This is a genomic window from Acetobacter sp. DsW_059 (genome assembly GCF_002153695.1).
In the GTDB taxonomy this organism is placed as follows: domain Bacteria; phylum Pseudomonadota; class Alphaproteobacteria; order Acetobacterales; family Acetobacteraceae; genus Acetobacter; species Acetobacter thailandicus.
The window spans coordinates 134,464-147,718 of record NZ_JOPI01000014.1 but is presented as its reverse complement, the minus strand read 5'-3'; the positions used below and the strand labels follow the sequence as shown (position 1 = coordinate 147,718).

The following is a 13,255-nucleotide window of genomic DNA, read 5'->3' as shown; positions in this document are numbered from 1 at the left end:
ACGCGTTAAATGAAAAATTCTCTTTCTCGCCGGCTGTTTGGGCTGGGAGGACTGGCTGGCGTAGCTGTGGCCGGGAGTCACAGTGCTTTTGCTGCGGATGATACAGCAAAAGCGCCGGAGCAGGATACTACGCCATCAAAGCAGAAAACATTCTGCTATCTCGGGGCATATACAAAGCATGGCCCGCCAGGCGGGAACGGGGCAGGTATTACAGTTTTCGAAATGAATTCTGAAACCGGTTCGCTGACGAATGTCATGACGTTTACCGATATAGACAGCCCGTCTTATATCGTGCTCTCTCCCGATAAACGTTTTTTATATGCCGTCAGTGAGGTCAGTGACTTTGACACAACGCATAGTGGCTCTGTCACAGCGTTTTCTGTCAATCATGAAACGGCAGCCCTGACCAAGCTGAATACGGTTGCGTCCGGCGGGGCAGACCCCGCTTATGTCAGTGTGCACCCTTCGGGGCGATATGTATTTATTGCCAATTATACCGGGGGAACTGTGAGTGTTATTCACGTTCTGGCGGATGGGTCACTAGGGCATACAACTGAGCTGATACATGATTCCGGCCCGAGAATGCCTGACAGGGCAGCTGATAACCCGACAGGTAATTTTGCGGTCAGTGATCACTCCTCCGCGCATCCGCATATGGTGCAGGCTGATCCGACAGGTAAGTTTGTTCTGGTCGCTGATGCTGGCCTTGATCGTATGTATGTCTGGACGATCGACCTCGATACGGGCCACCTTAAGCCGGCAGCTGTGCCTTTCACCAATATGACGCCGGGCTCTGCTCCACGCCATTTTTGTTTCAGTTCAGATGGCAGGCGGCTTTATATTCTGTGTGAACAGGATTCTAAAGTTGTTGTTGCTGATTTTGACCCTGATACCGGCAAAATTGCGCCGAGGCAGACAGTCAGTACAGTTACGGCTCACTTTAAAGGAAGTACTCTGGCTGCTGGTATTGTTTTATCGCCAGATGAGCGCTTCCTTTATGTTTCTAACCGGCTTGGTGATTCACTCGCAGTGTTTCAGATGGCAAAGGATGGCGGTTTAACGCTGGTTGATGAAATCTGGACACATGCAGATTACGGCCGTGCGCTGAGCTTTGATCCTTCTGGCAGCTATCTCTATGTAGCCAACCAGCGCAGCGATACGATCACTTCGTTCCGTGTTGATAAAACGACCGGGAAAATAAGCTTCACGTGGGACTTTACGCCAGCAGGCAGTCCCACATGTTTTGCTTTTCTCAGGCTGCCCGCAGCCTGACAGGCATATGCTCTCGCAGCTTTCAGAGTTTTCTGAAAGCTGCGATATAATTGATACTCAGGTTGCGGCTTTCTTTCCAGTCTCCCGTTATTGTGGGGCTCATGCCGGCAATAGCTTCAATTGTAAGGCCGGCAGCCCGTGCGTAACGACCCAGTTCTGCCGGGGTGACAAATTTTTTCCACGTGTGTGTGCCGGTGGGTAGCAGGCGGAGTAAATATTCAGCGCCGATTTTACCAACCGCAAGTGAGCTGAGAGTGCGGTTCATTGTCGAGACAATGAGCGTGCCACCTGGTTCAAGCAGCTGAGAGAGTGTGGCCATAAAAGCCGCCGGGTCAGTAACGTGCTCAATAATTTCGAATGCTATGACAGCGTCAAATTTTGCGCCCTCTTTTGCAAGCTCTTCTGCGCTGCCTTCACGGTAAGACAGTGAGCCGGCACCCCGTGGCAGCGGATACGTCTCCAGGTGCTTTCTGGCGGCGGCAATGCCGTTTGCTGAGGCATCCAGGCCCGTCACATTATGACCTGCCTTAGCGAGAGCTTCGCTGGCCAGTCCCGCACCGCAGCCAATATCAAGGGCTGAGACCCGTCTGCTATGCCGGCCCTGAACCGGTATATGGCGACATGCCCAGCTGATACGTAAAGGGTTCATGGCATGGAGCGGGCGCATAGGGCCGCGTGGGTCCCACCATTTCTCAGCCAGAGCACTAAAGCGTGAGATTTCATCCGGAGCGACGGAGGAGAAAGAATCGGAGCTGGAGGTGGTCATACTGTGAAAAATTCCTTTCCTGCGGAGCTTACCCGCTGGACGAGAGAGGGTTTAAAGAGTATGTGGCGCGCCTTGCAAGGCTTCATAACTCTCCTTTTGCGTCTTTCATATCTGCATGTGAAGCGGTAAGAGACTAAAAGAGCGCTGATTTGCCTGTTTTTTAGTGGAGTGAAGACTATGCCCGGTTCCGTACCTCGGATCGTGATGAAGTTCGGCGGAACGTCCGTAGGTGATCTGGAGCGCATCAGAGCAGTAGCCGCACGCGTTAAGCAGCAAAAAGATGCTGGCTGCGATGTTGTTGTTGTTGTTTCTGCTATGGCCGGTGAAACCAATAAACTGGTTGGATACTGTAACGCACTATCTCCGTTACATGACCCAAAAGAATATGATTCTATTGTTGCTACCGGCGAGCAGGTGACAAGCGGGCTTCTGGCCATTGCTTTGCAGGCACTGGGTGTGAAGTCACGTTCACGGGCTGGCTGGCAGATTCCGTTAGTTACCGATTCGGCGCACGGTAAAGCGGGGATCGTTTCTGTTGATGGTACAAGCCTGCTGGCTGATATGGCTGATGGTATTGTGCCTGTTGTCGCAGGGTTTCAGGGTATTGGCCCGGATGAGCGTATAACGACGCTGGGGCGGGGTGGCTCTGATACATCTGCCGTTGCGATTGCAGCCGCGGTTAAAGCAGACCGGTGCGATATTTATACCGATGTTGACGGTATTTATACGACTGACCCGCGTATTGTGGCTAAGGCTCGCAAACTCGATAAAATTACTTATGAGGAAATGCTTGAGCTGGCTTCAGTTGGGGCAAAAGTGTTGCAGACACGCAGTGTCGGGCTTGCGATGCGCGAGGGAGTGCGCGTTCAGGTGCTGTCTAGCTTTGTAGAGGGAGAGGCCCTGGTTGAAGGAAAGCTCCCAGGCTCTCTGGTTGTAGATGAGGACGAAATAGTGGAAGATAAACTGGTCACCGGGATTGCATATTCGCGTGATGAAGCCAAAGTGTCAGTCAGACGCATTCCTGATCGTCCAGGGATCGCCGCTGCTATTTTCGGTCCGTTAAGTGAGGCTGGCGTGAACGTCGATATGATTGTGCAGAGCACAGGTGCTGACGGTACGACTGATATGACATTTACAACAGGTAAAGCCGACTTGCCCCGGGCAATCAGCACGCTTGAATCTGTGCATGATAATGTCCAGTACGAAGAACTTCTGACTGATGATGACGTTGTGAAAATCAGTGTTGTTGGTACAGGTATGCGTTCTCATGCCGGCGTTGCCAGCACTATGTTCCGCACATTGTCTGAGCGCTCTATTAATATCCAGGTCATTTCAACCAGCGAAATCAAGGTTTCAGTTCTGGTTTCAGCTGATTATGCTGAGCTGGCTGTCAGAGCCTTACATACCGCTTACGGTCTGGATGGTGTCTGAAGTTATGGAAGAGAACATTTACGCTCCTGTGACAGATACTGAAAAAGAGTTTGCACGGCATAGCCTGCACCGTGCGTGTCAGCGGGGGAGTGCTTTTCTGGGGTCTGAATACGCTATTCTCGGCGGAGCCATGTCGTGGCTGAGTGAGCGTCATCTGGTTTCAGCAATTTCCAACGCCGGTGGTTTTGGGGTTATTGCCTGCGGAGCGATGTCGCCTGAGTTGCTCGAGGCTGAAATTCTGGCAACCCGCGCCATGACTGACCGCCCGTTTGGCGTAAACCTGATTACAATGCATCCTCAGCTCTCTGAGCTGGTTGATGTGTGTCTTAAAAACAGTGTCGGTCATATTGTGCTTGCTGGTGGCATTCCGCCAGCTGCGGCTATTAAGGCGGCAAAAGATGGTGGTGCCAAGGTTATTGCCTTTGCACCGGCTCTGGTGCTTGCAAAGCGTCTTATTAAGATGGGTGTCGATGCTCTGATTATCGAAGGCGCAGAAGCCGGTGGACATATCGGCCCTGTTTCACTGACGGTTCTTGCGCAGGAAATTCTCCCCGTTATCAGAGAAGTGCCGGTTTTTGTTGCCGGCGGAATTGGTCGCGGTGATGCGATGGTCTCCTATCTTGATATGGGGGCATCAGGGGCGCAGCTTGGAACACGCTTTGCCGCAGCATCAGAAAGCATTGCACACGAGAAGTTTAAAAAGGCCTTTGTGCGCGGCAACGCCCGTGATGCAGTCGCTTCTGTGCAGCTTGACCCGCGTTTTCCTGTTATTCCTGTGCGTGGTCTCAGTAATGAAGGCAGCCAGCAGTTTATCGTGCACCAGGCTGATGTCATTAACCGTTTCCAGAGTGGCGCCCTCACTCGTGAGGAAGCTCAGCTTGAAATTGAACATTTCTGGGCTGGTGCTCTCAGGCGCGCAGTTATAGACGGAGACGTTGAGCACGGTTCTGTTATGGCGGGGCAGTCTGTCGGACTGGTTCGTTCAGTGCAGCCTGTTGCTGAAATTATAGCAGATCTTGTTGACCAGGCGCTGGAGGCTATTGTGCGCCGCAAGCGACGTCTGGATGCTGATGCCTGACAATGATACCGACACCGGACAGGGAGAACTCCCTGTCGTTTATCATGAGCTGCCTGATGTTAACAGCCTGAGGGTAGGACCCGCGCTGCGCAAGCGTCGGGAGCAGCTTGGATGGACACTGCCTCAGCTTTCTGAGTGGCTGCGTATTCGTATAATTTATCTTGAAGCTTTTGAAGCAGAGCGTACGCAGGACCTTCCTGCCGAGGTCTATGCTCTTGGCTTCCTTAAATCTTATGCGCTGGCTCTGGGCTTTGATGTCGGGCACGTTGTGAATTGCTATAAACAGGAGCGGCGCTCCGTTGTTATACGCGCCCCGGAGCTGACTTTTCCGGCTCCGCCACCTGACCGGCGCATTCCGCCACGCGTTACGGTTTCTCTTGGTATTGTGGTTCTTATCGGGGCTTATATAGGCTGGTACCATTTTATGGACCACACCCCGCTTATGCCAGAGCATGTTCCCCCTGTTGCTCAGGTTATTCCAGGGGAGAAAGTGGCGCATGCACCGTCACCTCAGGTTGCGTCTCTTTTGCCTGAGCCTGGTTCATTACCTGTTATTCCAGCCTCTCCTCAGGTTGATAAAAATGAAGCGCCACCAGCTACAACGTCAGCTGAACCATTTGATAATTCGGCTGCAGAAACTTCACCACAGCCCGGTGATGTGCCGCCTTCTGCTGTGCCCCAGGGGCAAAATTCCCCAGGGGCTGTGCAATCCCCCGAAACTCTGGCTGCACCAGAAGGCAGCATGGAAGATCTGAGTGTTCGTGCTACGGCTGCCAGCTGGATACAGGTTAAAGATGCTCAGGGTCATGTGGTATATGACCATATAATGCAGCCCGGGGATGTGTGGAGTGTGCCGTTGCAGAATGGCCCCTACATCATGACAACAGGTAATGCCGGTGGTATCGTTTTACAGGTCGGGAATGTTACAACATTGCCGCTTGGTAAAAATGGTGCCGTGTTACGTGGTCTGTCTCTTACCCCTGAGGCTGTAAGAGCAGCCGCTGCTGAAACTGATCAGACATCTGTCGGGAAAGCAGCGGTAACTGCTCCTGCGTCTATGGGAACAGCTGTGCCAGCGCCTGCACGGCAGGTGGCCGCGCCGGCTGCCCGGACAGAAGAGGAAAAGGCTGATTTATCAGCCCCCGTGTTTTCTCCTGAGAGGGCAGAGGAGGGCGTGATAAATAATAGTGCGGCGCCTGTTGCGTCTTCACCTCAGATGGCGGTGAGACCGTTAAGACATTCCGGATCCTCAGAAAAAACTACAGCTGATGATCTTAACGCAGGTCAGTTAAGTCATATAAAAGAGCACTAAGTGTTTTTGTTATGTGCTTTCATATAGCCAAACCGGACTGTTTTTGGCAGGAAGGCACCATAGTAGTACCAGGGCCACGCAGTGTGATGTTGTGGTCTGTTTAACCAAGTGTCGTATTGACAAAAGGATGCAAGATGAGCGGCTACCGGCCTTACCAGCATATCGAACGTCGCAAATCCCGGCAAATTCACGTTGGCAAAGTTGCTGTGGGCGGAGATGCACCGATTTCAGTGCAGACAATGACCAACACGCTGACGAGCGATGCCCAGGCGACTATTGAACAGATCCGTCGTGCAGAGCTGGCTGGCGTGGATATTGTACGTGTTTCGTGCCCTGATGAGGAAAGCACGGCAGCGCTTGCAGAAATCGTACGTGAAGTGAATGTGCCGATCGTCGCAGACATTCATTTTCATTATAAGCGCGCCATTGAGGCTGCTAAAGCTGGTGCTGCCTGCCTGCGTATTAACCCGGGCAATATTGGCAGCGCGGAACGTGTGAGAGAAGTTGTTAATGCAGCTAAAGATTATGGCTGCTCTATCCGTATTGGTGTGAATGCCGGCTCTCTTGAGAAGCATTTGCTTGAAAAATATGGTGAGCCTAACCCTGAGGCTCTGGTTGACAGTGCACTCGAGCATGCAAAAATCCTTGAAGATCATGATTTCCGTGAATTTAAGATCAGCGTAAAAGCGTCTGATGTCTTTATGGCTGTTGCAGCTTATCAGCAGCTGGCTGAGGCCTGTGATTATCCCCTCCATATCGGTATTACAGAAGCTGGCAGTAAACGCGCAGGTACGGTTAAGTCTTCTATTGGTCTGGGCAATCTGCTCTGGGCTGGTATTGGTGATACAATGCGTGTGTCTCTTTCTGCCGCACCGGAAGAGGAAGTGCTTGTTGGCTGGGATATTCTCAAGTCACTGGGGCTGCGTCATCGCGGTGTAAAAATTATCTCCTGCCCGTCCTGTGCGCGTCAGGGCTTTAATGTTGTCGAGACGGTTCAGACACTTGAAGACCGCCTTGCCCATATTAAAACGCCACTGACACTCTCTATTATCGGGTGTGTGGTCAATGGCCCTGGTGAAGCACTGATGACTGACCTGGGTGTTACCGGTGGTGGTTCAGGTCGTCACATGGTGTACTCAGCCGGTAAGCAGGATCATACCATCCCGGCCGCTGATATGATTGAGCATGTCGTTGAACTGGTTGAAGAGCGTGTTGCTAACATCCAGGCCGAAGAGGCAAAAGAAAAAGCTGAAAAAGAGCGTGCTGAAGCCCTGATTACAAAATAATCAGATCTCTTTTTGTAAGGTTTTCTCAGGTGGTATTTCTGCCTGAGAAAACTGTTATTTGTATTAAAAAACTAAGCCCGCCTCTGGTCAGAGGTGCGGTGGTATCTGTCAGGATTATATCCCGTGAGCATTATCCAGCCCGTCAGAGGAACGCACGATCTTATCGGTGAGAACCAGAGACGTCACAGCCATGTTGTGTCTGCGGCACGTCGTATCTCTGCGCTTTACGGCTTTGGAGAGTGGTCTACCCCGATTTTTGAAGATACACGGGTATTCTCGCGCTCACTGGGGGATACGTCAGATGTGGTCTCAAAAGAGATGTACTCTTTTAGTGACCGTGATGGGGAAAGCATTACATTACGCCCTGAAGGTACGGCCGCGATTTGTCGTGCTCTGGTGACAAATGGTCTGACACAGTCTTTGCCGCAGAAGGTATTTTATGCCGGCCCGATGTTCCGTTATGAGCGGCCGCAGAAAGGGCGTTACCGTCAGTTTCATCAGATTGGTGTTGAGCTGATGGGCGCTGCCGAACCTCAGGCAGATGCTGAGGTTATTGCCTTAGGGTATCAGATTTTGCAGGATCTGGGCGTGGCTGAACACGTTACGCTTGAGCTGAATACACTGGGTGACGCTGCAAGTCGTGAGGCCTGGCGTGAAGCCCTTATCGCGTATTTCTCGCGTTATAAGGACCAGCTGTCAGAGGACAGTCGGGTACGTCTTGAAAAAAATCCTCTGCGTATTCTCGACAGTAAGGACCGAAGCGACCGTGCGCTGGTGGCTGATGCTCCGCAGATGGCTGAGTTTCTTACGCCTGAGGCCAGCACATTCTGGGATGATCTGCGTCGTACGCTCGATAATTTTGGTATTTCTTACAGGGTCAATACCAGCATTGTGCGTGGCCTTGATTATTATAATCACACCACGTTTGAATTTGTGACAGATAAGCTGGGGTCTCAGGGTACTGTTATGGCGGGTGGCCGTTATGATGGTCTGGTAAAGCAGATGGGTGGCCCGGCAGTACCCTCCGTTGGTCTGGCAGCCGGTGTTGAGCGTTTGTCAATGCTGCTTGACACAGCACCTGAGTCCGCACGCCCCGTGATTATTGTGCCGGTTGGCTCTCCCGCTGAAGGTACGGTGTTTAAGGTCTTGCAGTCTCTGCGTCAGCAGGGTGTGTATGTTGAAATGGGTTATCGCGGTTCTTTGCGTAAACGCATGGAACGGGCAGGTAAGCAGAATGCAGCTTATGTTCTCTTTCTGGGAGAAGATGAGGTAGAGCGGGGTGTATGCCGTATTAAGCATATGGAAAGCGGGCAGGAGAGCGAAGTTACGCTCGACAGCGTGTTATCAGATGCGGCGACATTCTTTTTATCGGGTGAAAAGGCCGCCATCTGATGAATTTTGATGAGCAGCTCGACAGAATTGTAAGCCGCGCTCTTGAGCTTGAGAATATTCTTGCCAGCGGTGTCAGTGGTGAGGCGTTTACCCAGGCTTCACGGGAATATGCTGATATTGGCCCGGTTGTGGAGCGTATTAATGCTTTGCGTCAGGCTGAAGAAGAAGCGCAGCAGGCTGAGCAGCTGCTTTCTGACCCTGAAATGAAAGAGCTGGCTGAAGGGGAATTTTCTCGTTTGCAGGAGAGTTTGCCCGAGCTGCGTCAGAGTGTTCGCCTCGCATTGCTGCCGCGTGATGAAGCTGACGAGCGAAGTGCTATTCTTGAAATACGTCCGGCTGCAGGGGGCGACGAAGCTGCCCTGTTTGCTTCCGAGCTGTTTGATCTTTATCGTCGTTATGCTGACCTGAGGGGCTGGCAGTTTTCGGTTATGGATTATGATGAGAGTGAGCTTGGCGGCCTGCGCGAAGGTATTGCCGAAATTACAGGTCGTGGTGTTTTTGCCCGCCTTAAATACGAATCAGGTGTGCACCGTGTGCAGCGTGTGCCGGCGACTGAAAGTCAGGGGCGTATTCATACTTCAACGGTGACCGTCGCTGTACTGCCTGAAGCTGAAGAAGTTGATGTAACAGTTTCTGAGACAGACTTGCGTATTGATGTTTATCGTGCGTCCGGCGCAGGCGGGCAGCATGTGAATAAAACAGAAAGCGCTGTGCGTATTACGCACATTCCTTCAGGTATTGTCGTGGCAATGCAGGAAGAAAAAAGCCAGCATAAAAATCGTGCGAAAGCGATGAAGATTTTGCGGGCCCGCCTGTATGAGCAGGAACGTGCACAGGCCCATGCGAGCCGTGCGGCTGACCGGAAATCTCAGGTTGGTACGGGTGACCGCTCAGAGCGTATAAGAACTTATAATTTTCCGCAGGGCAGGGTGACAGATCACCGTGTAAATCTGACGCTTTATAAAATTGACCGTATTATGCTGGGTGAAATTGATGAGTTTGTTGATGCACTGACCCAGGAAGAACAGGCTGCTTTGCTTGCGGCACAGGGTATCTGATACCGTTTTTAGCTGGTTAAAATGACAGACCCTCTCTGGTGTTAAAGCAGAGAGGGTTTTTTTTTGTTATATATTTCTAAAATATTTAAGATTTATATAACAAAAATAGACTTTATTTTTAATTGAAATATTTACATTAAATCTATTGCTATGTTTATTTATAATAATTATTTAAATCTCAGGTTTTATCCTGATTTTTTATTTTATTTCCGATTTCAGATCCTGAGGCTGAAAATTTTTTCTCGGGATTACTGGGAGAAAGCAAATGAGTGGTTTTCTTAATAAACTTAAAGATAAAGCTTTAAGCTCTGCGGGGCTTGAAGACAAAGCAACAGACGCGCTGACAAAGGTACTTGGGTCTGGTGTCGGTCAGGCTGGTGTCGAGAAACTTATTCAGCAGTTTGATAGTGTTGGTCTGGGTGATAAGGCCCGCTCATGGGTGGGGCCAGGGCCGGCGCAGCCTTTAACAACAGAGGAATTGCAGCGTGTTCTGACGAGTGATCAGGCAAAACTTATTGCCAGCTGCACAGGGCTCCCTCTGGCGCCGCTGCTGCCTGTCCTTGCTAAAGTGCTGCCGGTTGCGATTGAAAAAATGGCGAAAAAAGATAAGGATGGCGACAAAATTGCTGTAGCCTGATTTGTTTTTGCAGGCTTTGCTAAGCCCCGGAGTTTTCGCCGGGGCTTTTTTTATTGCTAACTGACGGGCGTAGAGCAGACCCGTGAATGTGATGTATGGTGTTCTGATGCGTCAGGATCATCAGGGTCAAGCAGGTAGAATTCGGTGAAGTTGTTGCTTCCCAGTGCGTAAAGCAGGCGGCCGTCGGGATGATGGAGGATGCCGTCGCTGCTGACCTCGTGTGTTTCAACCATACCTTCGGGGTTTCGTATCGTAATTTGCCCGCAAAGCGTGTAAGTGTGCTCAACCCGTCCGGCTGGTGTCATGACTTTAACAGTTTTTTCCTGAGTTTTATCGTCCAGCCTGATAGTCGCAGCCAGTGTCCCGTCAATATAAATACGTGTAACTTCAGAGAGTTCATCACTGGCTTTGCTATCAGATATATGAAATTCACCGGCATGTGCTGCGCAGGCCTGCAAAAGCATCAGACTGGTCAGGGCAGCGGGTAGCCGCGGGAGTGCAAGGGTGGCTTTGCGGAGGGCGCAGAACATATTTGCAATAACCATTTCGGAAAAACAGGAAGAGAGCGTGAGTAGAGCAGAAAATAATATATCAGGCCAGCCGCTGAAAGAGCTTCTGACTTACGGAGCGCAGCAGATTGAGCAGGCGGGTATAGAAAACCCTGCGAGGGAAAGCCGTATGCTTATGGCGCATGCTCTGGGGGAAAATTCTGATCATATTTTTTTAAAGCGCAACTCGATGGAGATAGTGCCGGCAACTACATTTCTTGCCTGTGTTGCTCGACGGGTTGCGCACGAACCCATGGCCTATATTACCGGCGCGCAGGGGTTCTGGACGCTCGATCTCGCGGTGTCTCCGGCTACGCTTATCCCCCGGCCTGATAGTGAGGCTGTTATCTCCTCTCTCAGCGGGGCGCTGGCAGATAAAAAGGGGGCATACTCTTTTTTAGACCTGGGGACAGGGACGGGATGTCTGCTACTGGCTGCTCTTGATGAATATCCTTACGCATGGGGGCTTGGTATTGATATTAACCCTGATGCAGCATTGCTCGCCGCCCGAAACGCACGATCATGTGATCTGTCGCACCGTGCATCTTTCTTTGCCGGTAGCTGGGATCATGCCCTGAAAGGGGATGTGCGCTTTGATGTTGTGATCAGTAACCCTCCCTATATTCCGACAGCCGATTTACAGACTCTGATGCCGGATGTTCGGTTATATGAGCCGGTTGCTGCTCTTGATGGCGGGGCTGATGGTATGGATGCCTATCGTTTTTTATGCAGTCGTCTGCCATTTTTACTGTCACCTCAGGGTGTCGCAATTTTTGAAATAGGCATTCATCAGCGCCCGGATCTGCAGGCGGTTGCAGAAAATGCGGGGCTGGAAGTCGTGCAGGTGTGTGCTGACCTGGCCGGCATCGAGCGTGCTGTTACTCTGAAAGTCCGGACATAAGAGTAGTTAAAAAAACAGGTTGGCTTTATGGCTGAGGCTTGCTAATATCCCGAAGGCTTATGGTGGCTGAGATGTTTATTTCTCAGGTTAAGCCTCCAGGACACTTTGCCTGGCAATTATTTGCCAGCTGGTTGCCCGCTCAAGACAGACAATTCAGGCTTCATGCGGAAAATATGCCCTTTTGAACACAAGGCAGTTTCCTGCTTTCGAATGCCATAAAGAGAAAGTGCTGCAATAGCTCATGAATGTAAAACGGATGCGAACCCGCAATCATCGGCCTGGTGGTGGGAGTGGCGGCGGCGGCGGTTCAGGTCGCCATCTGAACGGTCAGATTCCGATGAACCGTAACCATGTGTTTGATAGCCATGGACCTGATGTACGAGTAAGAGGAACCGCTCAGCAGCTTTTTGAAAAATATCTTCAGCACGGCCGTGATGCGACCAGTTCCGGAGATCGCGTTGCTGCAGAGGCTTATTTTCAGCATGCAGAGCATTTCTTTCGCATCATGAATGCGATGGCTCAGGCTGCGCAGCAAAGCCAGCAGGAGCGCGCAGAACGTCAGGCGGCGCGTCAGCAGCGTATGGCGGCAAGTGCTGAGGAAGATGCTGAAGGAGGTGAGGTGAACCGTCCCATAAGAGGGGATGAGCCGCAGCCTGATATTCAGGAACAACCAGAATTGTCTGACACCTGATTAAGACGTGGTGTCTGAATGGGGAGTGGTTTCTTTCGGGAAATCACTCTTTTTTGTTTCCGGATTTTTTGAGTATATTAAATAGTAAAACGATATGAGTTTTATTATTTAATATTTAAAGAGAGATCCAGAAAATGGTAGCGGCGGACGGATTTGAACCGCCGACCAAGGGATTATGATTCCCCTGCTCTACCACTGAGCTACGCCGCCATAATCTGGTGGCCCTGATCTACTTCGATGTAGGGAGGGCGTCAAGGCTATATGCGCATATTCCTGCAATTTTTTTTTAAATATGCCTGCTATTTGCCTGTTTCGGGTTACTGCCCCAGATTTCCCGCGCCAAAAATATAGTTGCTGACCTGCTGTTCCAGGCTCGATGGCTCCTGTGTGCTGGTGATCAGGCTGCCCGCTGAGGCATAGGTATGTGCGTTCCCGGGTTCTATGATGAGTGCGTTGTTTGCTGAGAGAGAGGGGCTGCCAATTGTCAGCTGGCTGTTATCGGGAATTTTAAGTTCAGCATTAACGCGAAAATTTACGATTGCCATCTGTGAGACGGGGTCCAGGGTGATTGACGTGACACGCCCGACAGGAATGCCCCCCATATCGACATCCGCACCTCTGCTCAGGCCATTAGCTGAGACAAAACGTGCTGAAAGATCATACTGTTTTTTCCCGAATGCCATCTGAGTGGATTCTGCATAAACAGCAAAGGACAGGGTGCCTGCGAGGATCGCATAGCTAAAGAGTTTGGCACCTGTGCGACTTCTTCGGCTCATAGGGTATTAAATTCCGTCAGTTGTTATCTATAATCAGGATCTGTGTCGATCAATGCTTGCAGCACACTGGCTCTTGGTGCAAGGACAAGCTTAGTACGAGCCGATCT

The 13,255-nt window shown here is 51.1% G+C and carries 13 protein-coding genes and 1 tRNA gene; 10 read left to right on the top strand and 4 right to left on the bottom strand.

Features of this window, described 5'->3' with window-relative positions; genetic code table 11:
* Positions 1-9 precede the first annotated feature (9 nt).
* Positions 10-1,272 (top strand): lactonase family protein, encoded by a 1,263-nt coding sequence (locus tag HK25_RS03990; protein ID WP_086554160.1) that lies wholly within the window; start codon positions 10-12, stop codon positions 1,270-1,272.
* A gap of 22 nt (positions 1,273-1,294) precedes the next feature.
* Here the strand turns inward: HK25_RS03990 and ubiG are convergent, their stop codons facing one another.
* The gene (gene ubiG, locus HK25_RS03985; RefSeq protein ID WP_086554161.1) at positions 1,295-2,038 is read right to left on the bottom strand and encodes a bifunctional 2-polyprenyl-6-hydroxyphenol methylase/3-demethylubiquinol 3-O-methyltransferase UbiG; all 744 of its coding nucleotides are present in this window, start codon (positions 2,036-2,038) and stop codon (positions 1,295-1,297) included.
* A 177-nt stretch (positions 2,039-2,215) separates the two neighbouring features.
* Between ubiG and HK25_RS03980 the strand changes: the two genes are divergently transcribed.
* The 7 genes from HK25_RS03980 to HK25_RS03950 all read left to right on the top strand — a co-directional run bounded on the left by HK25_RS03980 (position 2,216) and on the right by HK25_RS03950 (position 10,232).
* Positions 2,216-3,469, top strand: a complete 1,254-nt coding sequence (locus tag HK25_RS03980) for an aspartate kinase (protein ID WP_086635378.1) — start codon at positions 2,216-2,218, stop codon at positions 3,467-3,469.
* A complete protein-coding gene (locus tag HK25_RS03975; protein WP_086554163.1) occupies positions 3,459-4,547 on the top strand; it encodes a nitronate monooxygenase family protein in 1,089 nt (362 codons plus the stop codon). Before HK25_RS03980 ends, HK25_RS03975 begins: the two co-directional genes overlap by 11 nt.
* On the top strand, positions 4,540-5,859 hold the full coding sequence (locus HK25_RS03970) for a RodZ domain-containing protein (protein ID WP_086635414.1): 1,320 nt from the start codon (positions 4,540-4,542) through the stop codon (positions 5,857-5,859). Before HK25_RS03975 ends, HK25_RS03970 begins: the two co-directional genes overlap by 8 nt.
* A 134-nt stretch (positions 5,860-5,993) precedes the next feature.
* The gene (gene ispG, locus HK25_RS03965; RefSeq protein ID WP_086635377.1) at positions 5,994-7,145 is read left to right on the top strand and encodes a flavodoxin-dependent (E)-4-hydroxy-3-methylbut-2-enyl-diphosphate synthase; all 1,152 of its coding nucleotides are present in this window, start codon (positions 5,994-5,996) and stop codon (positions 7,143-7,145) included.
* A 123-nt stretch (positions 7,146-7,268) separates the two neighbouring features.
* A complete protein-coding gene (gene hisS, locus HK25_RS03960) occupies positions 7,269-8,537 on the top strand; it encodes a histidine--tRNA ligase (RefSeq protein ID WP_086635376.1) in 1,269 nt (422 codons plus the stop codon).
* Positions 8,537-9,595: a peptide chain release factor 1 gene (gene prfA, locus HK25_RS03955; RefSeq protein ID WP_086635375.1), complete on the top strand. Its 1,059-nt coding sequence runs from the start codon at positions 8,537-8,539 to the stop codon at positions 9,593-9,595. Before hisS ends, prfA begins: the two co-directional genes overlap by 1 nt.
* A gap of 265 nt (positions 9,596-9,860) precedes the next feature.
* Positions 9,861-10,232 (top strand): YidB family protein, encoded by a 372-nt coding sequence (locus HK25_RS03950; RefSeq protein WP_086635374.1) that lies wholly within the window; start codon positions 9,861-9,863, stop codon positions 10,230-10,232.
* Between the two features lie 56 nt (positions 10,233-10,288).
* On the opposite strand, the gene HK25_RS03945 is transcribed toward HK25_RS03950, so the two are convergent.
* On the bottom strand, positions 10,289-10,762 hold the full coding sequence (locus HK25_RS03945; RefSeq protein WP_233127664.1) for a hypothetical protein: 474 nt from the start codon (positions 10,760-10,762) through the stop codon (positions 10,289-10,291).
* 37 nt (positions 10,763-10,799) lie between these two features.
* Here HK25_RS03945 and prmC point away from each other — a divergent pair, with 37 nt between their 5' ends.
* Both prmC and HK25_RS03935 read left to right on the top strand, forming a co-directional pair.
* Positions 10,800-11,681, top strand: a complete 882-nt coding sequence (gene prmC, locus HK25_RS03940) for a peptide chain release factor N(5)-glutamine methyltransferase (RefSeq protein WP_086635373.1) — start codon at positions 10,800-10,802, stop codon at positions 11,679-11,681.
* Between the two features lie 241 nt (positions 11,682-11,922).
* Complete coding sequence (locus tag HK25_RS03935; protein WP_086635372.1) at positions 11,923-12,372, top strand: DUF4167 domain-containing protein; 450 nt, start codon at positions 11,923-11,925, stop codon at positions 12,370-12,372.
* Between the two features lie 135 nt (positions 12,373-12,507).
* Here HK25_RS03935 and HK25_RS03930 read toward each other — a convergent pair.
* Both HK25_RS03930 and HK25_RS03925 read right to left on the bottom strand, forming a co-directional pair.
* A tRNA-Met gene (locus HK25_RS03930) sits at positions 12,508-12,582 on the bottom strand.
* Positions 12,583-12,689: 107 nt separating this feature from the next.
* The gene (locus tag HK25_RS03925) at positions 12,690-13,148 is read right to left on the bottom strand and encodes an MlaD family protein (protein WP_086635371.1); all 459 of its coding nucleotides are present in this window, start codon (positions 13,146-13,148) and stop codon (positions 12,690-12,692) included.
* Positions 13,149-13,255: the final 107 nt, after the last annotated feature.

Excerpts from the sequence above, each read along its gene's own strand:
- HK25_RS03990 (WP_086554160.1), top strand. The coding sequence starts at position 10 with ATGAAAAATTCTCTTTCTCGCCGGCTGTTTGGGCTGGGAGGACTGGCT.
- ubiG (WP_086554161.1), bottom strand. The coding sequence starts at position 2,038 with ATGACCACCTCCAGCTCCGATTCTTTCTCCTCCGTCGCTCCGGATGAA.
- HK25_RS03980 (WP_086635378.1), top strand. The coding sequence starts at position 2,216 with ATGCCCGGTTCCGTACCTCGGATCGTGATGAAGTTCGGCGGAACGTCC.
- HK25_RS03975 (WP_086554163.1), top strand. The coding sequence starts at position 3,459 with ATGGTGTCTGAAGTTATGGAAGAGAACATTTACGCTCCTGTGACAGAT.
- HK25_RS03970 (WP_086635414.1), top strand. The coding sequence starts at position 4,540 with ATGCCTGACAATGATACCGACACCGGACAGGGAGAACTCCCTGTCGTT.
- ispG (WP_086635377.1), top strand. The coding sequence starts at position 5,994 with ATGAGCGGCTACCGGCCTTACCAGCATATCGAACGTCGCAAATCCCGG.
- prfA (WP_086635375.1), top strand. The coding sequence starts at position 8,537 with ATGAATTTTGATGAGCAGCTCGACAGAATTGTAAGCCGCGCTCTTGAG.
- HK25_RS03950 (WP_086635374.1), top strand. The coding sequence starts at position 9,861 with ATGAGTGGTTTTCTTAATAAACTTAAAGATAAAGCTTTAAGCTCTGCG.
- HK25_RS03945 (WP_233127664.1), bottom strand. The coding sequence starts at position 10,762 with ATGTTCTGCGCCCTCCGCAAAGCCACCCTTGCACTCCCGCGGCTACCC.
- HK25_RS03935 (WP_086635372.1), top strand. The coding sequence starts at position 11,923 with ATGAATGTAAAACGGATGCGAACCCGCAATCATCGGCCTGGTGGTGGG.
- HK25_RS03925 (WP_086635371.1), bottom strand. The coding sequence starts at position 13,148 with ATGAGCCGAAGAAGTCGCACAGGTGCCAAACTCTTTAGCTATGCGATC.